This window comes from Streptomyces sp. SudanB52_2052, assembly GCF_964272415.1.
Taxonomy (GTDB): Bacteria; Actinomycetota; Actinomycetes; order Streptomycetales; family Streptomycetaceae; genus Streptomyces; species Streptomyces olindensis.
On record NZ_OZ186796.1, the window covers coordinates 8,644,877 to 8,667,449 of the forward strand.

The window sequence follows — 22,573 nt, forward strand, 5'->3', positions numbered from 1 at the left end:
CCGGGCATCGGGTCGCCCTCTTCACGAAAGCGGAACAAGCCATGTCCCTGTCGCACGCCAATGACGACGCGCGCACACGAGCGCGGGATGCTCGTCGAGTTGTCCTGGCAACGTTCATCGGTACCACGCTCGAGTGGTACGACTTCTTCGTCTACGCGCTCTGCGCGGTTCTGGTGTTCGGTCCGCTGTACTTCCCCACCGGGGACCCGGTGGTGGGTCAGCTCGGGGCCATGGCGACGTTCACGGTGGGGTTCGTGGCACGGCCGCTCGGAGGCGTCATCGCCGGTCACTTCGGTGACCGCATCGGCCGGAAGCGGATGCTCGTCGTGACGCTTGTGATCATGGGCATCTCGACCGTCTGTGTCGGGCTGGTGCCGACCTACGCCCAGATCGGGGTGTGGGCTCCGGCTCTGCTGGTGGCCCTGCGCATCGTCCAGGGTCTTGCCATGGGCGGCGAGTGGGGCGGTGCCGTGTCGATGGCCATCGAGCACGCGCCGGCGAACCGGAGAGCTCTCTACGCCTCTGCGCCGGCCGTCGGACCCGCGTTCGCACTGGTGCTGTCCAACCTCGTCCTGATCGGACTGGAGGCTGCCACCGGGGACGCCTTCACCGTCTGGGGTTGGCGGATCGCTTTCGTCAGCAGTGTGGTCCTCATCGTGATCGGTCTGGTGGCCCGTCGGAAGCTGAGCGAAAGTCCTCTGTTCGAGGCGTCGGTCGCCCAGGAACCGGAGGCGGTGCCCGTGCTGGAGGTGCTGCGCTCGCACGGCGGCACGCTGCTCAAGACCCTGATCGTCGCCGGTGTGCCGGGGATCTCCACCTACATAGTCCAGACGTACTCGCTGACTTACGGGACGAGTGCCGTCGGCTACAGCCGTTCCTCGCTGCTGTGGATCGCCATGGCGTGCGGGGTGGTCGCCATCCCGGCCGTGATCTATTTCGCCCGTCTCGCCGACCGCTTCGGTCTACGGCCGGTGCTCGTGGCCGGGGCCGTCATGCAGGGGCTCACGGCACTGCTCCTGTTCCCGCTGTTCGACTCCGGCAACCTCATGCTCGCCATGCTCGGGGGCGTGCTGGTGGTCACTTCCAGCTGCCTCTCCTTCAGCTGCATACCGGCGCTGCTGACGGAGAACTTCCCGCCGAAGATCCGGTACACCGGCATCTCGCTCGCTTACCAGCTCGGTTCCATCGTGGGCGGTGGGCTCGCACCCATCATCGCCACGGCCATCTTCACCGAGAGCGGGAAGTCGTGGCTCATCGGGACGTACATGGCGGCGGCGAACGTCGTGGCTCTGGGCTGTCTGATGCTGCTGCGCAAGAGGCCGGCATGGCAGGTGAAGGCCGAAGAGAAGACCGCAAGTGCGGCGCCCGCCCAGGGCGACGGCCGCAACCTCGTGGGTGACGTACCTGCCGCCGGTGCCTGACCCTGACCAGTGCCGACGCTGACCGCGCACGGCGGCGGCTGACGGACGAACTGGCGCCCGTCAGCCGCAGCGGCAGCGGCAGCGCGGAAATCCTGCTGGCGGCTTGAGTCCGGCAGGACTCGGATGCTGTCCGCAGGCTCGGTGGCGATCGCGAGGTGCGGTTCGAGTTCCTCAGTGGCGTCTTCCCCTGGACGAACAGGATCGGGGTGCGCGAGCGCTTCCGTGACGGGCGCGTCTTCCTCGTCGGTGACGCGGCCCACAACATGCCCACGACCGGTGGCTTCGGGATGAACACCGGTGTGCTCGACGCGGTCGACCTCTCCTGGAAGCTGGCCGCCGTCCTCAGCTGGATGGGGGCACCCGGACCTGCTGGACACCTATGAGTTCGAGCGCAAGACCAGCTCCGCGCAGACCGCTGAGCTGGCGGCAGAGGTTTACCGCGACTGGTAGGCGATGTCGGAGCATATGGCAGTGTTCGCGGCGAGGCCTCTGAAGGGGAGAAGCCCGGAGGCCGTGGCGGCAAGGAAGGAACTCGGGGAGCTCCTGCTCAAGGTGTTCGGTCGTGAGTTCAACGCGGTCGGAGGGGCCCTGGGCTACCGGTACGAGAACTCGCCGATCTGTGTCCCCGACGGCACCGCCGCTCTGCCCTTTGCGTTCGCGACTTACGTCCCGGCCGCCCGCCCGGGCCACCGTGCTCCGCATGCATGGTTGCCCGACGGAGCGTCCACCCTCGACCTTTTCGGCGAGGAAATGGTCCCTCTCTGTTTCGGCCGCCGGGCGTCCGACGCCCACGGTCTCGTCGTCGCGGCGCGTGCGCGACAGGTCCCCTTGAGGATCGTGGAGATTGATGATCCCGCGGTGGCGGCCCTCTACGCTCGGGCCTTCGTTCTGGTCCGGCCCGACGGGATGGTGGCGTGGCGGAGTGACGAGAGCCCGGCCGATCCGGACGGCCTGATCGACAGGGTGCGAGGCGCCTGCCTGGCGGTGGGCGGCCACAAGCGGACCATGCTGTCGCAGGTATGAAGGGCGCTCGGGAGCGGGTCGAGCGGAGACTCGGCATGGATCATGCACGCCCACCGGAACGTCCGCGACCACGATAGGTAGCCACAGCCAGAGAAGCTCACCTGATCGGCTTCTTCGGCGGGCGCCTTGAGACCGCGCCTGCGTAGTTCGCGCCGATTGGGGCTGCGGTCGTATCCGTTGTCGCCGAGCAAAATATCCGGCGCTTACATGGTCGGGGCATCCCTTCACCAAGTTACACAAAGGAGATGTAATGGATACCGGTCTTGTGCTTATGAGCTATCACGGTTCATGGGATGACGCTGCCTATGCCGAGAAGCACGGCTTTGCGAGTGTGGGTTTCGTCGACTCACCCCTCATCGCCGGTGACCCGTTCGTGGCCATGGCACTGACCGCCGAGCGCACATCGACCCTTCGGATCGGGACGATGCTCGCCATTCCCAGCAATCGCATCGCCCCCGCTTGTGCCACCGCCATCGCGACCATCAATCGGCTCGCCCCCGGCCGGGCGTTCCTCGGCCTCGGCACGGGCAACACGGGCCGCGCGATCCTGGGGCTGAAGTCGCTGCCCGTCAGTCGTCTCGCGGAGTACATCGCCTCGTGCCGCGCTTTGCTCGACGGCGAGGAGACCACCCACCCGGCGGGCGACACCTCGCGGTGGGTGCGGATGGCGCATGCCCCCGAGGATCGTTACGTCGACAGGGACGGTGTCCCGATCTATGTCGCAGCCGACGGCCCACGGGCGCGCGGTGTGGCATACGAGCTCGGCGACGGCTGGATCATGGGACTTCAGGGCTGCAACGCGATGGTGAACGCGCCGGAGGTGCTCGGAGCGTCTCTGGCGGCGGGGCGAGCAGCAGCAGCGGCGGCTGCGGCCGGCAAGGGTCCCGATGACTTCTACACGATGTGTTCGCTGGGGCTGTGCGTCCTTGAGGAGGGGGAATCCCCGATGTCGCCGCGCGCACTCGAACGGGTCGGCCCAGTCGCGATGCTGCCGTTCCATGCGTACGCCGACAACCCGGCTATAGGTGCACACCTTCCTTCCCCGATACGCGACCGCCTGGACATCTACGAGCGCAGGGTGCTGTCCCGCCTCGACGTCCCCCGTGACCGGCTGTACCAGGAGACGCACCGGGGTCACCTCTCGCATCTGCTCCCCGGCGAGGAGGACGTGCTGACCGAGGAGATCATCCGCATGACGACCCTGACGGGCACGGCGCGCGAGATTGCCGACGTCCTTCGAGGGCTCCAAGCAGCAGGGCTGCGGAACGTCACGCTCAACCCGCCGCCGCACCTGGCGCGTGAGGCGGTCCGGGAGTACGCCGAGAAGATCGCGCCGCTGCTCGACGCGGGAGGCCGAGTTTAGTCACACCCAAGCAGCCGCAGACGGCTGCGACGAGCGCATCCACTCGCGGCGGAGCCGTTCTTGGTGCGTCGCCACCGAGCTGCCTGGCCATGATCGGCTCGGCATGGTTCACCTCGGGGGAGGGGCAGGCGATGGCCGACATGGTGGCGGCCGGACCGCTCGACCTGAGCCCGCTGGAACACGTTGTCCATCCCCCACGCGTCAACGAGGCCATCAGCGGCACGGCGCGGCGCAGCGGCGGCTTCAGCAACTTCTTCGTGAGTCCCCTCGCGACCGCGTAGCGGCTCTGCGGAGTCCGGTAGCACAAGGAGCCTGTGGGCCCCACACAAACTACTGTGGGTTACGTCGGGCTCGCGGCCGTGCTCCTGTGCGGTCAGGGCGCGAGCCAGCTGGAGGCGATGTGTCGGCTCAATCCGCGGAGCGTGCGAGCCATGCCGGGGCGGCGGTGCCGACGCGGCTGGCGCTGCTGGCGTCGGCGGCCGCAGGACTGCCCGGCGACCGGGCCCTGCTGCTGGCCCTGCAGCAGGCGACCGCAGGTCTGGGGGGACTCGGCGGCGTGGTACACCGGCGGGACCCCGGATCCGGAGCGCTGAGGCTCATGGCGGTCAGCGGGCTCGCTCCCCCGGTCACCGAGGCATGGGCCGGTCTCCCGGAGGACGGTGACAGCGCGCCTGCCCGCGCCGTCCGGGGTGTCTCCGAGGTCTGGCTGACCGGGGATGTCGCCGGGGTCGGGGCATCAGGTACGGCATCCGTGCCGCTGCCCGGCCCCGACGGGCCGGTGGGCGCGCTGTCGGTGTTCACCGTGGCATCCGCGGCACCGGACCCCGACCAGTGGTCCCTGCTCCGGTCGGTGGCGGCATGGGCCGTCGAGCACCTGGACACACCGGCATCCGACGGCACCTACGTGCCGCACGAGCCGTTCCTCCGTACGCTGCGCGGCCTGCGCGTCGGCTTCGTGACGGTCGACGACGACTGGCGGGTCACCTTCGCCAACGAGGAGGCCGAGCGCCTGCTTGCCGTTGGACGGGTACAGCCCGGAACCGTGTTCTGGGACTTTCCCGCCACCCGTGTCCACGGCCTGGAGGCCCAGTGCCGACGGGCAGCCGCTGAGGGCCGGCCGGTCGGCTTCGACGTGCGCTGGCCGACCGACCAGCGGCTCTACCACGTCCGGCTCGACCCCGTGCCGGGCAGCGGGCTGGCGGTCTCGTTCCTCGACGTCACCGACCGTCGGCTGGGGCAGGGCGCGGGCTCGGCGGAGGAAGGGGCGATGGCCGCGCGCACCGCCCGGATGGGCGTGCTGACCGTGGCCCTCGCTGAGGCCGTGACGTCGCAGGACGTGGTCCGGGCGGTCGCGGAGCATGTGCTGCCGGCGTTCGGCGCGGACGGACTGGTGGTGGAGGCGCTGGAGGCCGGACGGGTCAGGGTGGTCGACTCCGTCGGCTACCCGCATGAGTTCCTCAGCCGGATCGACGGCATCCCTCTGGCCGCCAACACCGCGGTCACCGAGGCGCTGCGCACGCGAACCCCCGCGTTCGTCGAGTCCACGGCCGCCTTCACCGAGCGCTATCCGAATTTGAAGCGCCTGACCGCGATGTCGCCCATGAAGGCATGGGCCTTCCTCCCGCTCATCGCCTCGGGTCACGCCGTTGGCTGCTGTGTCGTCTCCTTCGCCCGGCCGCGCTCCTTCGACGAGGAGGAACGCGCCCTGCTGACCGCCCTGAGCGGCTTGGTCGCCCAGGCTCTGGAACGGGCCCGCCTGTACGACGTCGAACACACCCGGGCCCGGGGACTCCAGCGCGACCTGTTGCCCAGAACGCTGCCCTCCCTGCCCGCCGCCTCCGCCGCCGCCCGCTACCTGCCCGCGGGGCGCGGCGGGGACGAGGTCGGCGGGGACTGGTACGACGTCATCCCGCTGTCCGCCGACCGCGTGGCCATCGTGATCGGGGACGTCATGGGGCACGGCATCACCGAGGCCGCGACCATGGGCCGACTCCGCACGGCCGTCCGCACGCTCGCCGACCTGGAGCTGGAGCCGGCCGAACTCCTCGGCCACCTCAACGAACTCGTCGGCGACCTCGGCTATGACCACTACGCCACCTGCGCGTACGCCGTCTACGACCCAGTCACCCGCACCTGTTCCTTCTGCCTGGCAGGTCATCCGCCGCCACTCGTGGTGCATCCCGACGGCACGGTGCACAGTCCAGAACTGACCGTCAACCCTCCCCTCGGCGCCGCCGAACCGCCCTTCGACGTCCACGAGGTGCGCCTGCCCGACGAGAGCCTGCTGGTGTTCTGCACGGACGGTCTCGTCGAGTCCGCCACCCGGGACACGGAGGAAGGCCTCGCCCAGCTGCGCCGGACCCTGGCCGAAGAAGTGAGCCGCACCCCGTACTTCGACGTCGACCCGCCGGACGACGGAGGCGATCTCGACAGACTGTGCGACCACATCGTCTCGGCCCTGGTACCCGATCGGGAGGAAACCACCGACGACGCCGCGCTACTCGTCACCCGTATCCGCGGCACCCCCGCCGCCGATGTCGTCTCCTACGACCTGCCCCATGACCCCAGGGCCGCCGGACAGGCCCGAGCCCACGTCCGAGACCGGCTCGCCGGCTGGGACCTGGAACAACTGGCCATGACCACCGAGCTGTTGGTGAGCGAGCTGGTGGGCAACGTGGTCCGGCACGCACAGGGACCCATCCGCCTGCGCCTCCTGCGCAGCCGGTCACTCATCTGCGAGGTGTACGACCACAGCCTCACCACCCCGCGCATCCGGCGCGCCGGGTACACGGACGAGGGTGGCCGAGGCCTCCACATGGTCGCCGCCCTCTCCCGGCGCTGGGGCACCCGCTTCCTCGGAGACGGCAAGTGCATCTGGACCGAGCAGGACCTACCGTCGGGATCCTGATCAGCCGTATTTGTGATGAACCGCACCAGAAACTGCTGGTCTTCCTCCATGCAACGCGGATGTCACGCTGAGCGGGCGTTGACGCGGCAAGGCTGTGCCGAGGCAGTCCTTCGCCCACGGCCACCCGCGTCCCTCTTTGACGCGCCCTTATGAACGTCGCACAAGAGGGTCAAAATCTGGGCGTTCCCATCGGCAACCTGCTGCCCGCCGAACGACCCAAGGTAGGGGGACGCGGATTCAGTGCCGTGAACGGGGTTGTCCAAGACGGCTCCGACGCCGAGTTGGGCACATCGAGTACGGGGGATCGACCCTCTCCCGGGGCAGCTGACAGCGGCTCTCAGCGCCCCGCTGATTCGAGTGGGTCACGATGCGTCGGCACGACGGTCTCGCGCAACCCGCGGCCGGCTTCGGCATCTCGGCCGGCACCGCGGCCCCGATCCTGCTCTCGGCGCGCGTGGCGGGGGCATCGATGTCGCAGCCCTGTCGCTGTCGGACACCATCAGGGCGAGTTCCGCCCGGGGTCGTGGAGCTCGCCGTGGAGGGGCGTGACGGGCGAGCAACTCGTCGTACTCGGCGAGCAGTGCCTCGCTCAGCGCCTTGGCGGAAACTACGTCAGCGTCATGCGTCTGCTGAGACCTCGCAGAAGAAGTTGAGTGACCGGGTTGTCCTACGCCGACCGGGCGTTGGTCAATCTCCACGCCGTAACTCTCTTCGAGGTTTTCAGGTCGATCGTCGATCACAGTTGTGGCGATTGTGGCGAGGATCCTGGGACGCCTGACGTCGGGCAGGGTGCTTCAGCAGGTCGATCGTCGTTTTCGAACAGGGTGCGCATGTCGCAAGATCGTGGTCGCCGACGTCCGCGACGCCGGTTCAGTAGTTCGTCAGGCTGCGGCCGGTCCAGCGGGTGGGGCGAGTTCCCTGCGGATGACGGGGGCGATCTCGGTGGCGAGAAGCTCGATCGAGTCGTGGACCATCCCGGCGGGCATACCGCCGAAATCGACCTGGCCCATGAAACGGTCGATGCCGAGCACTTCGCGTTCGGCGAGGATCTTGTCGATGATCTCCTGGGGACTGCCGACCATCAGCGCGCCGAACGGTACCGCTGCGGCGTCGAACTCGGCGCGTCCGATGTGAAAGCCGCGTCCGGTGGGCGGCTTGGGGCGGACGTATTCCTTGTAGAAGGGGAAGACGTCGTCGCGTGCGCCCTGGGAGGTGCGGCCGACGTAAAAGTGGCCGGATCTGCCGAGCCGCAGCCGGTCGGCGGGGTGGCCGGCCGCTGTGCCGACCGCGCGGTAGTGCTCGACGAGGGGGCGGACACTTCGGATGTCCCCTCCGATGAGGCCGAGTGCCATGGGCAGGCCGAGGCGTCCGGCGCGTTCCACGCTGGAGGGGGTCCCGCCCACGCCGAGCCACAGCGGCAACTGCGGCTGCTGGGGCGGGGGCTGGAGGACAGGCCGTCCATGGCCGGGCGGAACCGTCCGCGCCAGGTGACGTGTTCGGGGTTCTCACGGATGGCGAGCAGCAGCCGCAGCTTCTCCGCGAACACGTCGTCGTAGTCCTCGAGGTCCACGCCGAACAGGCGGAACGCCTCGACGAACGCACTGCGCCCCGCGATGATCTCGGTGCGGCCGTCGCTGATCAGGTCGAGGGAGGCGAAGTCCTGGTGCAGCCGGACCGGATCGGCGGTGGACAGCACCGACACGGCACTGGCCAGCCGGATGCGGCTGGTGGCCTGGGCGATCGCGGCCAGCGGGACGGCGGGGTTGGCGACTGCGAAGTCCCAGCTGTGGTGCTCGCCGAGACCGAAGACGTCCAGGCCGGCCTGGTCGGCGGCGATGGCGTAGGAGACGATCTCGCGGGTGCGGCGCCCCGGGTCGTGCAGTTTTCCTGTGGCGGGGTCGGTCTGCAGGTCGGACAGGGAGATGATGCCCAGTTCCACGGTCGTCTCCGGTAGGCGGACAGGGGTTGAGAGGGAGCGGCCCGACCGGTGTGGTCGCGGACCGGGCCGCTGTGAAGGGCCGGGGGACCGGGTGGTCAGAAGGAGTGGGGCCCGAACCGGCCCCACATGATGACCGCGGCGACGATGAGCAGGATCGCGTTGAACCCGATGGCCTGCGGCTCCTTGCGGCGGGCGTGGAGGCCCATGGCCAGGACCATGATCACAGCCAGGCCGGTGGCGGCCAGCGGGGTAAGCGTGGTGGCGATGTCGAAAGCACCCGGCAGGATCAGCCCGAGGGCGCCGGCGAGTTCGGCGACGCCGATCAGACGTACCACAGGGGTCGAGACGTCACTGACCCACGGCAGCTGGGATATGAGCTTTTCGCGGGGCTGGGTGGCCTTGGTGACGCCGGCGGCCGCGAACAGCGCGGCGAGGACGCCCTGCAGGATCCACAGGAACACGTTCATCGGAGCGGAAACCTTCGTCTTCGGTCCCGCCGCGGCGGGGATCGCCGCGGCGGATAGGGATTGAGCGGATCAAGATTCAACGGGGGAGAGCTGGGAGGCGTCAGGCGGTGAAGACGCGCTCGGCTTCGTCGCGTTGGGTGTGCAGGTCCCAGTAGAGAGGGGCGATGTCCTCGGCCTCGGCGGTCGGGATTTCGGGAGGGCCGCCCGCGCCGATCCACACGCCGATGGCGACGTGCGCGGCCTGGATACCGGTGCCGGCCAGCTCCTTGTGCAGGTTGAGCACCCAGTTGCGCAGCGCCGCCTGGGCGGGGTTGACGTTGCCGAGCATGGGGATGGGGTCGACCGAGCCGGCGCCGTTGGTGAAGAGCAGGGTGCCCGCGCCGGCCTCACGCATCGCGGGCAGGACGGCCTGGGTGGCGGTGATGGCGCTGTGGAGCAGGAAGTCGATCCATCCCTGCACATCGGAGGGGCTGGTCTGGGACGGGGAGGTGAGGGCCATGGAGCTTATGGAGCCGTTGCCCGGAGAGGGGGAGTGCTCCAGGACGTCGATGCCGCCGAAGCGGGTGGCGGCGTCCTTGAGGGCCTGGGTCAGCGCGTCGTGGTCGAGCACGTCCGCCGGGAACGCCGCGGCGGTGATGCCCTCGGCGGTGAGCCGGGCGACGAGGTCGTCGAGCTTGGCGCGGTTGCGGGCGATGAGAGCGACGTCGTAGCCGCGCGAGCCGAAGGTGCGGGCGATGGCGAGGCCCATTCCGGGGCCGGCTCCGACGATGGCGATGCTGGGCATGGTGAAGTCCTTTCGTGTTGTGGGGGAAGCGTCTGGGATACGGAGTGGTCAGGCGACGGTGATCGCGATCTTGCCGACGGTGCCGGCGCCGAACGCGGCGAAGGCCTCGGGGGCACGCTCCAGGTCGAACTCGGCGGTCACCGACACCTTGAGGGCGCCGGAGGCGACCTGCCCGGCGAGGGTGGACAGGGTGTCGGCGGTCGGGTTGGACCGGAGCACGGCGGTGTGCAGCTTGCGGTCCTCCGAGGCCTCGGGGACTGGGGCGAGGGTCAGGGCGGAGGCGACGGCGCCGCCGTCGCGGGTGAGCGCGGTGAGCTCGGCCAGGTCGCCGGCGAGGTGCAGCACCGCGTCCACGCCGCCGGGGGCGATCGCCCGGACTGCGCGGTCACGTCCTGGGTGTAGTCGATGACGGTCACCTCGGCGGCGGTCAGCGCCGAGACGAAGCCGCTCTCGGAACCCGACTTGGCCGTGGCGATCACCCTCGCGCCCTGGGCCGCGGCCACCTGTACGGCGATGGCACCCACGCCGCCGGTGGCACCGGAGATCAGCACCGTGCTGCCCTCCAGCGGGCCGAGCAGGGCGAGACCGTCGGAGGCGGCGGTGCCCGCCAGCCCGAGCGCGCCGGCGTCACGCACCAAGACCCCGTCGGGCCGGCGGGCGATGCCGACGGCAGCGGGAACGGCGACGTACTGCGCCATCGAACCGGTGCCCAGGTATGCCTTGGCGTCCACGCCGAACACGGCGTCGCCGACCGCGAAACCCTCGACACCCTCACCGACCGCCTCGACGGTGCCGGCGAAGTCCTTGCCGGGGATCAGCGGGAAGCGGTGCTCCATAACGCCCTGCAGGTATCCGGCCGTCGTGGCCAGGTCGAACCCGTTCACCGAGGAGGCGGCCACCTTCACCAGCACCTCACCGGCCTCGGGGCGCGGCACCTCCACCTCGGCCACCTCGGGGCTGCCGGGTACCTGCGGCAATGTCACAGCGCGCACTGATCATCAACTCCTTGGCATCGGTTCGCCCGATTCGGAAAGGGGCATCCGATTCGTTTTCCGGAAAGGCCTGTCCGGTTCCGCGGGGTCCACGATAGCACTGAAACTGGATGGGTCATTCCGATTCGGTAGACTGAGTGTCATGAACCTTGGCGCCCAATCCAGCGATGACCCTGCCGCACAGCCTCTCCGCAGCGACGCCGAGCGCAACCGCACACGGATACTCGCCGCCGCGCGCACGGTGTTCAGGCGTGACGGCCTGCATGCCTCCATGGCTTCCGTGGCCCGCGAGGCGGGGGTGGGCATCGCCACCCTGTTCCGCCGTTTCCCGACGAAGGAGGACCTGGTCGCCGCGGTCTTCGCCGACCGTATGGACGCCTACGTCGACGCGGTCGGCGTTGCCCTCGACGACCCCGATCCCTGGCGCGGTCTCGCGGGGTTCATCGAAACGGGCTGCGCGATGCAGGCCGGGGATTACGGCTTCGCCGACGTGCTGACCATGACCTTCCCCACAGCCAAGGCTCTGGAGGAGCGCCGAAACCAGGCGTACGAGGGCGTCGTCCAGCTCATCGGCCGCGCCAAGGCCGCAGGACGTCTGCGTGAGGACTTCACCCCCGAGGACCTGGTGCTGGCGTACATGGCCAATGCCGGCGTCGTCAACGCCACCGGCGACACTGCTCCCGACGCCTGGAAACGCGTCGTCGCCTTGATGCTCCAGTCCTTCGAGGCCCCCGCCCGAGGCCCCCTGCCCGACTCGCCCGAGCCCCGCGCCCTCTACAAGGCCATGCTCCGGGCCAGTCAGGCGTGCTCCGCCTCGCCGGAACCCGGGAGGAAGGACTGAAAGGTCACGTGCGGCCGGATGCGCATCAGTGGCTCGGTCCGGTGGCCGGCACCGTCGGACCGAGGCGCCCAGGCCGGGCAGCTAAGGCATCTATGAAGCTCACGGGATGACTGGCAGCGCAGGGCGCGCGGCATCGATCAGCTACGACGCCGGCACACCCGGTCTCTCATCCCACCCACAGCCGCAGCACTCTCCTGCCTGTGGCGGAAGAAAAGAGGCAGACGGACATGGCAAGAGGCATACAAGTGGGCGACAAAGCACCCGACTTCACCCTGCTGTTGTCGAGCAGGTCTACCCGCTGAGCGCAGTCCAGGACGCCCACCGCGCGGTCGAGACCGGCCACGCCCGAGGCAAGCGCGTAGTCGACCCAACTCAGTAGGTCGGCCGGCCCTGCTCACCTCGTCAAAGAGTCGTTCTTTGAAGGGCGGGGTCCCTAAGACGCCGTCGGTCGCGGGCGCTGTCCCGGCGGTGGTCCGGTACACCGCCGCCACCGACGGCTCGCGCACCCAGATCTCCCCGGCCGTGCGGCCGGCGAGCACTCCGGCCCCGTCCCTGACCGTCAACGCCCGGGAATCTGGGGAGTCGCGAGCTCGCCTGACGTTCATCGGCACCGTCAGTCAAGGTGGCTGACATCCGATGTATTGGGGAGCTCCACGCTGCCCTCTGCTCCTTCCGGGCGCAGTCGAGGCGCGGGCAGTTGGTTAATCATCATCCAAGAATGGCCTGTCGTGCTGCTGGTGGAGTCACATGAGTTGGTGCTGCAGCCCCCTAGACATCCGATCTATGCCGCGGCAAAGATGACGTGGCCTCGGAGGACTCGAAGAGGTCGCACTTCCCCTCGTGTCGAACACCCATGGCTGGGAGATCTTGCCGTGACCCATGCATCCCACCCGCAGCGAAGAAGCGTCCTGAAGCTCGGCGGCGCCCTCGCCCTCGCACCCCTGATCACTCAGCTGGCCGGCGGCACCCCTGCGGGGCCGGCCTTCGCCGCGTCGGCGTCCGTCCAGTGGCCGACCCTGTCGCGCAAGGCGCTGAAGTACTCGGTCCCCGCCATGGACTGGCAGTCGCAGGCCCTGCCGGTCGGCAACGGTCGTCTCGGTGCCATGTTGTTCGCCGACCCGGACGAGGAGCGCATCCAGTTCAACGAGCAGAGTCTGTGGGGCGGGATCAACAACTACGACAACGCGCTCGCGGGCAAGCCCGACAACGCGTTCGACACCAGCATGACCGGCTTCGGCTCGTACCGGAACTTCGGCGACGTCGTCGTCACCTTCGCCGACCGTGCGAAGGTCACGGCTCCCGGCGGGCCGTACCGCACGTCCTCGTCGGAGGGCGTGGAGAAGTCGTACGACGGGAACGCGAGCACCAAGTGGTGCATCGAGGGGCCCGGTTCGAGGGTGCGGTGGCAGGTCGAGCTCCTCGAGCCCGTCGAGGTCCCCTCCTACCGTCTGACGAGTGCGAACGATGTGCCGCAGCGCGACCCGCAGGAGTGGACGCTGTCCGGTTCCGCCGACGGATCCGCCTGGACCACGCTGGACAGCCGCTCTTTGGCGGCGCCCTTCGAGAGCCGTTTCCAGACGAAGGAGTTCACCTGTGCCATCAGCGGGTCGTACCGCTTCTACCGGTTCGACTTCATCCCCAAGGCAGGGGTCAGCCACTTCCAGGTGGCCGAGATCGGTCTGTCCGGCGTCGACCTCGGCGGCGCCGCGCTGTACCTGTCGTCGCCGAGCGGGCACTCCGAGGGATCGGGTGCCGGGGCCGGGGCCATGGACATCTCGTGTTCGGTGGACCGCGATCCGGCCACCGTCTGGCGGGTCGACGACGCCGCGCCCACGGTCATCTGGCAGGCCGACCTGCCCCGCGCGGTCGCCGTCACCTCGTACACGCTGACGGCGGCCCCGGACCGTCCGCAGGACGACCCCCGGCGCTGGACGCTGGAGGCGTCGCAGGACGGGCGGGCGTGGGTGACCCTCGACACGCAGAACCCCGGTGCGCCCTTCGCCGACCGCGGTGAGACCCGGGCGTTCCGGATCACCAACAGCACCGCCTACCGCACCTACCGGCTCACGTTCACCCCCGGCGGGTCGTCCACCGGCTTCCAGATCGCCGAAGTCGCCCTGGAAGGCAGGGGGTTCGACACGCGCACGCAGCGCGCGTTCGTCGACTACCAGCGCGCCCTGGACTTCGTGGACGGTGTCCATGTCACCCGGTTCGGCGCGCCGGGGCGGCGCGTCCTGCGGGAGGCCTTCGCCAGCCGGTCGGCGGACGTCATGGTCTTCCGGTACAGGTCGGAAAGGGACCGGGGACTTTCCGGGGCGATCTCTCTGACGTCCGCGCAGCAAGGCGCCCCGACGACCGTCGACGCCGCCGCCCGGCGGATCGCCTTCGGCGGAGTCATGGGCAACGGTCTCAAGCACGCGTGCACCGTCCAGGTCGTGGACACCGACGGCGACCTCCGCGCCGACGGGTCGATGCTCCGGTTCAGCGGCTGCACAAGCCTGACCCTGCTGCTCGACGCCCGCACCGACTACAAGCTGGACGCCGCCGCCGGATGGCGCGGAGCTGATCCCGAACCGGTCATCACCAGGACACTCGACAGAGCATCCGCCCGGTCCTACAGGGAGCTGCGCGAGGAGCACACCGCCGCGACACGTGCTCTCATGAACCGCGTCTTTGTCGACTGGGGCACCTCCGACGACGCCGTCATCGCCCTGCCCAGCAACGCCCGGCTCGCACGTTACGCGGCGGGCGGAGAGGACCCGACCCTCGAACAGGCGATGTTCGACTACGGCCGCTACCTGCTGATCAGTTCCTCGCGCCCGGACGGCCTGCCCGCCAACCTCCAGGGCCTGTGGAACGACAGCAACTCACCGGCGTGGGCCTCCGACTACCACACCAACATCAACGTCCAGATGAACTACTGGGGGGCCGAGACGACGAACCTGCCGGAGTCCCACGAAGCACTCATCGAGTTCATCAGGCAGGTGGCGGTGCCCAGCCGCGTGGCGACCCGCAACGCCTTCGGAAAGGACACACGAGGCTGGACCGCCCGCACCAGCCAGAGCATCTTCGGCGGCAACGCGTGGGAGTGGAACACCGTCGCGAGCGCCTGGTACGCGCAGCACCTCTACGAACACTGGGCGTTCACCCAGGACATGAAGTACCTCCGTACCGTCGCGTACCCGATGATCAAGAAGATCTGCGAGTTCTGGGAGGACCACCTCAAGGAGCGCGAGGACGGACTCCTCGTCGCACCGAACGGCTGGTCCCCCGAACACGGGCCGCGCGAGGACGGCGTCATGTACGACCAGCAGATCATCTGGGACCTGTTCCAGAACTACCTCGACTGCGAGGCCGCGCTGGGGGCCGATCCCGCCTACCGTGCCAAGGTCACGGACATGCAGGCACGCCTCGCGCCGAACAAGATCGGCCGGTGGGGGCAACTGCAGGAGTGGCAGGAGGACATCGACAGCCCCACCGACATCCACCGCCACACCTCACACCTCTTCGCGGTCTACCCGGGCCGCCAGATCACCCCGAAGACACCCGACTTCGCGGCCGCCGCCCTCGTCTCGCTCAAGGCGAGGTGCGGTGAGAAGGACGGCGTCCCGTTCACGGCCGCGACGGTGTCGGGCGACAGCCGCCGCTCATGGACCTGGCCCTGGCGGGCGGCCCTGTTCGCCCGCCTCGGCGACGGACACCGCGCCCAGATCATGCTGCGCGGACTGCTCACCTACAACACGCTGCCCAACCTGTTCTGCAACCACCCGCCCTTCCAGATGGACGGCAACTTCGGCATCACGGGCGCCGTCGCGGAGATGCTCCTGCAGAGCCACGACGACGTCATCCACCTGCTCCCCGCCCTGCCGGACGCCTGGAAGGCCAAGGGTTCCTTCACCGGACTGCGCGCCCGCGGCGGCTACGAGGTCAGCTGTGAATGGCGGGACGGGAAGGTCACGTCCTACAAGATCGTGGCCGACCGGGCACGGAACCAGGGGAACATCACCGTACGGGTGAACGGCGCCGACAGGAAGGTGAAGCCGAGCAAGTCCTGACGGCGCCAAAGGGGAGACGGCGGCCGCGGGGCCGTGACGGCGAACACCGATCCGTTCTCGTCCCGCGCCGCCGCTGCCGTCGGCACGGCCGGTTTCGCGACCGCGTCCTGCCGACCGGTACAAGACACGTCGCGTCCGGCAATCGTGCTCGTTGTTGGCAAGGTCGGGATCAGCCAGCAGGATGCCGTGAAGCAACCGCCACAGAGCGGCCGGGTCGGACGAATCTGACGTTCGTCGGGTTGACCGAACGAGCCGCCGACCGGGTCCCTGCGCGGCGTCACGCGGTGTGTGGTTGCCGAGAGCCGTCGTTGCCGACCTCGGCCACGGCGAACCAGCCATGGTCCGCCACCGACTGATGACCTCCGTGGACGATCTCGCTGATGAACTGCCGGGTTTTGGGACATCCTGAGGTGGTTTCAGGCCTTGGTCGTGTGCTTGAGGTGGGTGTCGAAGAAGGCCTCAATGCGTAGCCATGCGTCAACAGAGGCTTCTGGGACAGGTCCGAACCCGGCGACGCGGTACAGCGGGTGCAGCAGGCGCGGGCCGAATTGTTCGTCGTTGAGGAAGGCGTGGCCTGCCTGTGGGTACTCCTTCACGTCGTGTACGACGCCGAGCCTGTCGAGGGCGGATTCGAGCTTGGCCGCCGCTCCCTTGAGCGGTCGATCGCGGCCCCCGTAGCTGGCGACGATGGGGCAGGCGTCGGCCAGGGCCTGGTCCATGTCCTTGGGGAGCTGGCCGTAGTTGGCGGACGCGGCGTCGAAGATGCCGCTGCCTGCCCCCATGAGGGCGAAGGACCCGCCCATGCAGAAACCGATGATCCCGACCGCGCCGGTGCAGTCGGGGTCATCGACGAGGTAGGTTCTCGCGGCGGCGATGTCCTGGTAGGCGCGGCCGTGGCCGGACAGCGCGGCCCGCATGGTGGGTATCAGGCAGCGGCGTGCGCCTCCGTCCGTGTACAGGTCGGGCATCAGGGTCAGATATCCGGCGCTTGCGAGCCGCCGCGCCTGTCGGAGCATCTCGTCATTGGCACCCATGACCTCGTGCGCGACCACGACTCCGGGCCATGGGCCAGGTCCGTCCGGCCGGACGAGATGCCCGGTCAGCCGCTTGGAACCGCCGGCCGGGGCGCTGAGGTGGGTCAGGGTGACGGAAACGGGATCTGGCATGGCATCCTCCGGACGACGATGTGGTGTGGTGTGGTGTGGGTGAGGCCGATGGGTCAGGTGGCCGGGGAAGGAACCGTGCCAGGTTGAGTGGATCCGTCCGGGGCGCACCGCACCCTTGTGAAGAGTCCAGGACCGGGGTTCATGCCCGGGCGGTGGTGACCCAGTCGTACGATGGTCGCCGCACGGCTGGGTCACGGGAGAAGACACCCTTGACGTGTACGGCGAGCAACGTCTCGATCGAATCGGGGGTGAGCTCGGTGAAGGGGGCGTTGCGGATGTTGCCCGCGTTGTTGATCAGGATGTCCACGGTGCCGTAGGCGTCGAGCGCGGTCTGCACGATGGCCTTGCCGCCCTCGGGGGTGGCGACCGAGTGGTAGTTCGCGACGGCTTGGCCCCCCCCCGCGTCGATGATTTCCTTGACGACATGGTCGGCCATGGCGGTGCCGCCGCCGGTGCCCGCGATCGTGCCGCCGAGGTCGTTGACGACGACCTTGGCGCCGCGCGCGGCGAGGTCGAGGGCGTGGGTGCGACCCAGACCGCCGCCGGCGCCGGTCACGATGGCGACCCTGCCCTCGAACGAGATTCCGTCCACTGTCAGATCACTTCCTTACTGTCGTCTGTTGCGGCAGGCAGCCGCGGTCGCTCTGCGCCGATGACGTCGGACGAGGCGCAGCACCAGGCCTCACTCACGTGTGCCGCCTGGGGTTGGGTCAGGCCGGGCGGACGCCGTCCACGGTGATCCGCAGGGCCGACGGGCCACGCAGGTCGGCCATCGGGCGGTAGGGCGGCGGGTCCTGCGACAAGCGAGGGTTGACCAGACGTCGGGTCAGCTCGCGGACCGCGATCTGGCCTTCCATGCGGCCGAGTCCGGCCCCGAAGCAGAAGTGGATGCCGGCGCCGAAGCTGAGGTGGCCGATGTCGGGACGAGTGATGTCGAAGGTGTCCGGGTCGGGGAAGCGGCGCGGATCCCGGTTGGCCGCGGCGAGGGCGAGGATGACCGTGGAACCCTTGGGAATGGTGCGGTCGCCGATGACGATGTCGTCGACCGCGACACGCGGCCGCAGATGCACGGAGGGCTCCAGGCGCAAGGTCTCCTCGATGGCACCGGCGGCGAGGGAGGGGTCGGCCTGGAGCCGGGCCAGCTGCTCGGGGTGACGCAGCAGCAGGAGCATGCTGCTGCTTATGAGGTTGACGGTGGTCTCGTGGCCGCCGATGAAGAGCATGATGGCGGTGCTGAGCAGTTCCGGCAGGCTCATCGGGCTGCCCGGGCCGTCGTCGTGGATCATGCGCGACAAGATGTCCTGCCCCGGCTTCTTGCGAAGCCGCTCGATGTGGGCGAGGAAATACTCGGCCAGTTCCTGCTGGGCATGGTTCCTGGCCGCGGCGGCCTCAGGGTCGCGCGGGTCGACCAAGAACTCCGGGCTGCCGGCCCCCTCCTCAGCAAGAGGGGCCAGCGTGAAGGCGTCTTCGGGCGGGACACCCAGGAGGTGGCAGGCCACGCGGACGGGGATCGGGTGGGAGAACTCCGAAACCAGGTCGAACTCGCCGCGCCCGGTCAGGTGGTCGATGTGGTCGCGGATCAGCTCTTCCACCATCGGCCGTAGGCTCTCGACGAAGCCCGGACGTGCGGGCGGGCCGAAGTGGCGCTGGGCCAGGCCGCGCAGCTGGTCGTGGGTGGGGTTGTCCCGCACGAGGAACGACGGAGCAGTACCGGGAGCCGGAGCGTCCACGCCAACCCGGCTGTCCGGGCTGGCGTTGCCACGGTCGGCGGAGATGCGTGGGTCCCGGAGCAGCGCACTGACCTCGTCGTATCCGCTGACGACGCAGGTTCCGTCGTCCTGGACGGAGACCGCCTCTTTGCGTAGTTCGGTGTAGAGAGGCCAGGGGTGAGGGCGGCTGTCAGGGTGAAGAACCTGCCTGTACAGGGTGGACGCCATGGGGGTGCCACTCGCTTTCGTGTGGGGGGATCGGGGGGGGATCAGCGGCCGACCGGCCGAAGGGCGCGTGCGGTGTTCTCGTCGCAGGCGACGAACTCGGCCGGGAACGGCGCACCTTGGCGGACGAGGGATTCGTAGTAGTGCAGGTAACGCCCGTTGTCGAAGGTGACCGCGGCCACCGTGCGGTCTTCGCGTCCGTACAGCACGCTGAAGGAGCCCTGGCCGAGGGTGCCTTGGACCACCGCGATACGGTCGGCGATGCCGGGGTAGCCGACGCCCTTGATGTTCACGCCGAACTGGCTGGACCAGAAGGCCGGCAGACCGGTATGGGGGATCGGGGCCTGGCCGGGCCGACGCGTGATGTTGTGGGCGACCGTGCGGGCCTGGGTGACGGCGTTGCCCCAGTGCTCCACCGACAGCCGGCGGTCCGGGAGGAGGGGATGCGGCGCGGCGGCGACATCACCGGCGACGTACACGTCGGGCACGGGCTGCCCGTCGTGGCCGAGAGCGCGGCACTGGTCGTCGCAGTGCACCCCGCCGCTGTCCGCCCGTACGGCGGAGTCGTCCAGCCATTCGACGTTGCGCTGGGCGCCGAGCGCGACGACGGCCAGGTCCGCGTCGACGGCGGCGCCGTCCGACAGCACGATCTGCCGCAGCGCCCCGGTCCCGTCCGCCACGAAACGCTCGACGGTGTTCCACATCCGCACGTCCACGCCCTTGTCCCGGGCGAGGTCCGCCACCACGCCACCGATCACGCTTCCCAGCGGTCCCTGCAACGGCGTGGCCTGTGCCTCGACGAGTGTGACGTCGAGGCCGAGTTCGCGGCAGCCGGAGGCCAGTTCGCTCCCGAGGAAGCCGGCGCCGATGACGACGACGCGACGCGGTGGACGGGCCAGGCGCCGCTGAAGGTCTTCGGCGTCGTCGCGGGTGCGGACGGTGAGGACACCGTCGATGTCGTCGGCGGCGCCGCCGGGGAACGGACGGGCCCGGGTACCGGTGGCGATGACCAGGCTGTCGTAGCCGACCGTGCCGCCGTCCGCCAGCCGGACCAGGCGGTGGTCCGTATCCAGGCCCGTCGCCGGGACACCCAACCGGAAGCGTGCGTCCAGGGGCCGCGTGACCGGCAGTTCGAGGCGATCGGGCGGCAGCTTCTCGCTCACGCATGCCTTGGTCAGCGGAGGGCGGTCGTACGGACGATGGGGCTCGTCGCCGATGATGGTCAGCTGTCCGGAGAAGCCGGACTCGCGCAGGGCCTCGGCGGTCTTCAGCCCGGCGAGGGAGGCGCCGACGATGACAACGTCGCGGCCGTTCCCCCCGCTGGTCGTGGCGGGTTCGTCCGCGTTGCCCGTGCCGACGGTGATGGCGCGCACGGGGCAGGCCAGTGCGGCGCGGTGTACCGCGTCCCGCATCTCGTCGGGTGGGTTCGGTACGTAGGTCAGAGCCTCAAGGCCATGCAGGGTGAAGGCGTCGGGGGCGGCGAACACGCACTGTCCGTAGCCCTCGCAGCGGTTCAGGTCGACACTTACCTTCACTGGGCATCCCCGCTCGGCCGGGACGTGAGCACCGAAAGCAGAACCCGGTCCACCAAGGACTCCACGAAGGCGGCATCGACCTGGCTGTCGGCGACCAGGACCTGGTGCAGGATCGCGGCACGCGCGAGATCCGCCAGCGGGACGGGATCCGCGTCATCCCCGACCTCGCCGCGTTCCCTGGCCCAGCTCAGGACGGTCTCCGCCAGACGGGCGTGGTGCAGGCGGACCAGTTCCTTGGTCATGCCTCCGACACTGCCGTCGTCGGAGGCGGCGACCAGGAGGCCGGAGAGGTACTTGGGTGAAGGCTGCACCTGCGCGCCGCCGGTCGGCACCAAGTTGTGCAGCAGATCGCCGCGCAACGATCCGGTGGCGGTCACGTCAGCGGTCTGGTCGACGGCCCGGCACGCGGCCCGGCGCAGCGCCGCGGCCATCCGCTCGTCCTTGTTCGCCCAACGGCGGTACATCGTTTTCGTGCTGGCCTTGGCCCGCTCGCACACAGCGGTCAGGGTCAGCCGCTCGTAGCCGACCTCGGCCAGCAGGTCCAGCGCGGCGTCCAGCAGCGCGGCCTCGCGGTGGACGTCCATCGGGCGGCCTGCTGATTCGGCTGGGGTCGGCGTGGTCATGGACGGCTCCAGAACATCAGGAAACGCCATGCGTTCCTTCCCCACTTGCTCAGACGTAAGGCGGACAGAAAGTTGATCTTGTGGCATGAGCGTCTCTCTGGGAGTGGTGACCGTGACGACTGTCGAGGCGGATGTGCGCCTGCTGCCCAGTGGCTCAGGGTGTCCAAGCAGGGTGGGGGAGTCCCGCCCCGTCATAATCGGAAGGTGCTTTCCAGTTAACCGTACGGGACGGCCGTCCCGGATGTCGAGTCGGAAGGTGCCTCGATGCGTTCTGACGCCCAGCGCAATCGCAGGCGGGTCCTGGAGGCGGCGATGGAGACGTTTGCCGTGGAGGGCCTGTCGGTTCCGGTGGCCGATATCGCCCGGCGGGCAGGGTCGGCACCGGCACCGTCAGTCGGCATTTCCCGACGAAGGAATCCCTGTACGAAGCGATCGTGCTTCACCTGGTCGGTGGCATCGTCGACAAGGCCCGGGACCTCTCCGCACAGAATGATCCGGGCAGCGCGTTCTTCCAGTTCCTGGCCCACATGGTCGAGCAAGCGGCGGTGAACCGCGGTCTTGCCGAGGCGATGAGCGGTGCCGGTTTCGATGTCGAAGCGGTCGCCTTCCGTCCCGAGCGCAGCCTTGAAGCTGTGGAGAGCGAGCTGCTGACGAGGGCTCAGCAGGCGGGTGTGGTACGGCGGGACATCACTCGCGCCGATGTGAAAGCGCTCCTGGTCGGCTGTCTGGCCCGAGAACGTCAGGGCTGCGACCCGGAAGCCCGGCAGCGCATGATCGACGTGGTGTGCACCGGCCTGCGAGCCGAACCGGGCACACCAGTCGGCGACCGGGGGCTTGTCGGCTGAGCGGGTCCTTCAGTGACTTGTTTCTACTTCGTGGACGGCACCTTCGGCACTCCCGGGAACGGCAGCCGCAGCGCACCGAAGGCCTCCGCCGGGACCGCGGTCTCGCAGGAGGAGCCGATGGGGCAGCCGCCGAGGAAGTGAGCCGTGAGGGGGAGTCCCCACCAACGCGCCGACGTGCGACCCCGTGAACCCATGGATCTCGGCCGCGATGGCCGACGCGCCCTCCGAAGCCTCCCCTGTCAGGTACGCCCAGGAGCTCGTGGCGGGCATCGCTCACGCCACCCTGGAGATGCTCGATAAGCGCCCATCTCGCGGTCGAGAATCCACGAGCCCTGAGGGCGGTGCTCCAGGCCCGTCTGGACAGGGTCGACACCCGGGCGCTTCAGGGGTTCCGCCGCTCGACTGAGCCGGTCAGTCTGGGCTCTGGCTCGGATCGGGAAGAGTGGAACTTCAAGAGATCCGATGTGTGGCGGTTCCTGAGGCTGGAGGGTGGCCTTCCCAAGAGGTGGCGGGCCTCTAGAAATCGCCTGTCCAATGTGCTGATTTGGTTGAATCTCGTCTCAGCTATAGACGCGGCCGCCGTTGTGCTCCTATAAATCCATCCGATGTATTCCTTAGGGCGACGCGAAGCACGGCCGTCATGTCGGCGTTCCGCCCCTGACGCCCTGTCATCCCCC

General features: G+C 69.1%; 19 protein-coding genes and 2 pseudogenes. 10 read left to right on the plus strand and 11 right to left on the minus strand.

The features are described 5' to 3' along the window. Nucleotides 1-41 precede the first annotated feature (41 nt). The 6 genes from ACSUPV_RS38910 to ACSUPV_RS38935 all read left to right on the plus strand — a co-directional run bounded on the left by ACSUPV_RS38910 (nt 42) and on the right by ACSUPV_RS38935 (nt 6,715). A complete protein-coding gene (locus ACSUPV_RS38910) occupies nt 42-1,421 on the plus strand; it encodes an MFS transporter (protein WP_436949640.1) in 1,380 nt (459 codons plus the stop codon). Nucleotides 1,422-1,576: 155 nt separating this feature from the next. After that, entirely contained in the window at nt 1,577-1,804 is a 228-nt protein-coding gene (locus ACSUPV_RS38915; protein ID WP_436949641.1) for an FAD-dependent monooxygenase, read from the plus strand. A gap of 82 nt (nt 1,805-1,886) precedes the next feature. Beyond that, entirely contained in the window at nt 1,887-2,444 is a 558-nt protein-coding gene (locus ACSUPV_RS38920) for a hypothetical protein (RefSeq protein WP_436949642.1), read from the plus strand. A 250-nt stretch (nt 2,445-2,694) separates the two neighbouring features. Further along, entirely contained in the window at nt 2,695-3,807 is a 1,113-nt protein-coding gene (locus ACSUPV_RS38925; RefSeq protein ID WP_436949643.1) for an LLM class flavin-dependent oxidoreductase, read from the plus strand. Nucleotides 3,808-3,896: 89 nt separating this feature from the next. Further along, the gene (locus ACSUPV_RS38930) at nt 3,897-4,088 is read left to right on the plus strand and encodes a hypothetical protein (protein ID WP_037758119.1); all 192 of its coding nucleotides are present in this window, start codon (nt 3,897-3,899) and stop codon (nt 4,086-4,088) included. A gap of 119 nt (nt 4,089-4,207) precedes the next feature. After that, nucleotides 4,208-6,715, plus strand: a complete 2,508-nt coding sequence (locus tag ACSUPV_RS38935) for a SpoIIE family protein phosphatase (RefSeq protein ID WP_436949644.1) — start codon at nt 4,208-4,210, stop codon at nt 6,713-6,715. A gap of 881 nt (nt 6,716-7,596) precedes the next feature. Here ACSUPV_RS38935 and ACSUPV_RS38940 read toward each other — a convergent pair. The 5 genes and pseudogenes from ACSUPV_RS38940 to ACSUPV_RS38960 form a co-directional block, all read right to left on the minus strand. After that, nucleotides 7,597-8,780 (minus strand): annotated as a pseudogene (locus ACSUPV_RS38940) (LLM class flavin-dependent oxidoreductase). Next, nucleotides 8,750-9,121, minus strand: coding sequence for a DoxX family protein (locus ACSUPV_RS38945; protein WP_031118839.1), 372 nt, complete (start codon nt 9,119-9,121; stop codon nt 8,750-8,752). The pseudogene ACSUPV_RS38940 and the gene ACSUPV_RS38945 overlap by 31 nt, the downstream one beginning before the upstream one ends. 100 nt (nt 9,122-9,221) lie before the next feature. Next, on the minus strand, nt 9,222-9,905 hold the full coding sequence (locus ACSUPV_RS38950) for an SDR family NAD(P)-dependent oxidoreductase (RefSeq protein WP_359787408.1): 684 nt from the start codon (nt 9,903-9,905) through the stop codon (nt 9,222-9,224). 48 nt (nt 9,906-9,953) lie between these two features. Continuing rightward, nucleotides 9,954-10,250, minus strand: coding sequence for a zinc-binding dehydrogenase (locus ACSUPV_RS38955; protein WP_382616049.1), 297 nt, complete (start codon nt 10,248-10,250; stop codon nt 9,954-9,956). Continuing rightward, nucleotides 10,175-10,897, minus strand: coding sequence for an alcohol dehydrogenase catalytic domain-containing protein (locus tag ACSUPV_RS38960; protein ID WP_436949645.1), 723 nt, complete (start codon nt 10,895-10,897; stop codon nt 10,175-10,177). Before ACSUPV_RS38960 ends, ACSUPV_RS38955 begins: the two co-directional genes overlap by 76 nt. Nucleotides 10,898-11,039: 142 nt before the next feature. Here ACSUPV_RS38960 and ACSUPV_RS38965 point away from each other — a divergent pair, with 142 nt between their 5' ends. From ACSUPV_RS38965 to ACSUPV_RS38975, 3 genes are all read left to right on the plus strand, one after another. Beyond that, nucleotides 11,040-11,738, plus strand: a complete 699-nt coding sequence (locus tag ACSUPV_RS38965; RefSeq protein ID WP_436949646.1) for a TetR/AcrR family transcriptional regulator — start codon at nt 11,040-11,042, stop codon at nt 11,736-11,738. Between the two features lie 106 nt (nt 11,739-11,844). Next, a complete protein-coding gene (locus tag ACSUPV_RS38970; protein WP_436949647.1) occupies nt 11,845-12,117 on the plus strand; it encodes a zinc-binding dehydrogenase in 273 nt (90 codons plus the stop codon). A 493-nt stretch (nt 12,118-12,610) separates the two neighbouring features. Next, nucleotides 12,611-15,793: a glycosyl hydrolase family 95 catalytic domain-containing protein gene (locus ACSUPV_RS38975; RefSeq protein ID WP_436949648.1), complete on the plus strand. Its 3,183-nt coding sequence runs from the start codon at nt 12,611-12,613 to the stop codon at nt 15,791-15,793. Between the two features lie 416 nt (nt 15,794-16,209). On the opposite strand, the gene ACSUPV_RS38980 is transcribed toward ACSUPV_RS38975, so the two are convergent. From ACSUPV_RS38980 to ACSUPV_RS39000, 5 genes are all read right to left on the minus strand, one after another. Then, the gene (locus ACSUPV_RS38980) at nt 16,210-16,959 is read right to left on the minus strand and encodes a dienelactone hydrolase family protein (protein ID WP_037758127.1); all 750 of its coding nucleotides are present in this window, start codon (nt 16,957-16,959) and stop codon (nt 16,210-16,212) included. Between the two features lie 139 nt (nt 16,960-17,098). Beyond that, nucleotides 17,099-17,551: an SDR family NAD(P)-dependent oxidoreductase gene (locus ACSUPV_RS38985; RefSeq protein ID WP_436949649.1), complete on the minus strand. Its 453-nt coding sequence runs from the start codon at nt 17,549-17,551 to the stop codon at nt 17,099-17,101. 118 nt (nt 17,552-17,669) lie between these two features. Continuing rightward, nucleotides 17,670-18,689, minus strand: a complete 1,020-nt coding sequence (locus ACSUPV_RS38990) for a cytochrome P450 (protein ID WP_436949650.1) — start codon at nt 18,687-18,689, stop codon at nt 17,670-17,672. Nucleotides 18,690-18,937: 248 nt separating this feature from the next. Beyond that, nucleotides 18,938-20,428 (minus strand): FAD-dependent oxidoreductase, encoded by a 1,491-nt coding sequence (locus ACSUPV_RS38995; protein ID WP_436949651.1) that lies wholly within the window; start codon nt 20,426-20,428, stop codon nt 18,938-18,940. Next, nucleotides 20,425-21,051, minus strand: coding sequence for a TetR/AcrR family transcriptional regulator (locus tag ACSUPV_RS39000; RefSeq protein ID WP_359787437.1), 627 nt, complete (start codon nt 21,049-21,051; stop codon nt 20,425-20,427). The genes ACSUPV_RS38995 and ACSUPV_RS39000 overlap by 4 nt, the downstream gene beginning before the upstream one ends. Before the next feature lie 434 nt (nt 21,052-21,485). Here ACSUPV_RS39000 and ACSUPV_RS39005 point away from each other — a divergent pair, with 434 nt between their 5' ends. Next, the gene (locus ACSUPV_RS39005) at nt 21,486-21,896 is read left to right on the plus strand and encodes a hypothetical protein (RefSeq protein ID WP_436949652.1); all 411 of its coding nucleotides are present in this window, start codon (nt 21,486-21,488) and stop codon (nt 21,894-21,896) included. A 23-nt stretch (nt 21,897-21,919) separates the two neighbouring features. On the opposite strand, the pseudogene ACSUPV_RS39010 reads toward ACSUPV_RS39005, so the two are convergent. Then, nucleotides 21,920-22,127: pseudogene (locus ACSUPV_RS39010) on the minus strand (hypothetical protein); the annotation flags it as partial. Nucleotides 22,128-22,573: the final 446 nt, after the last annotated feature.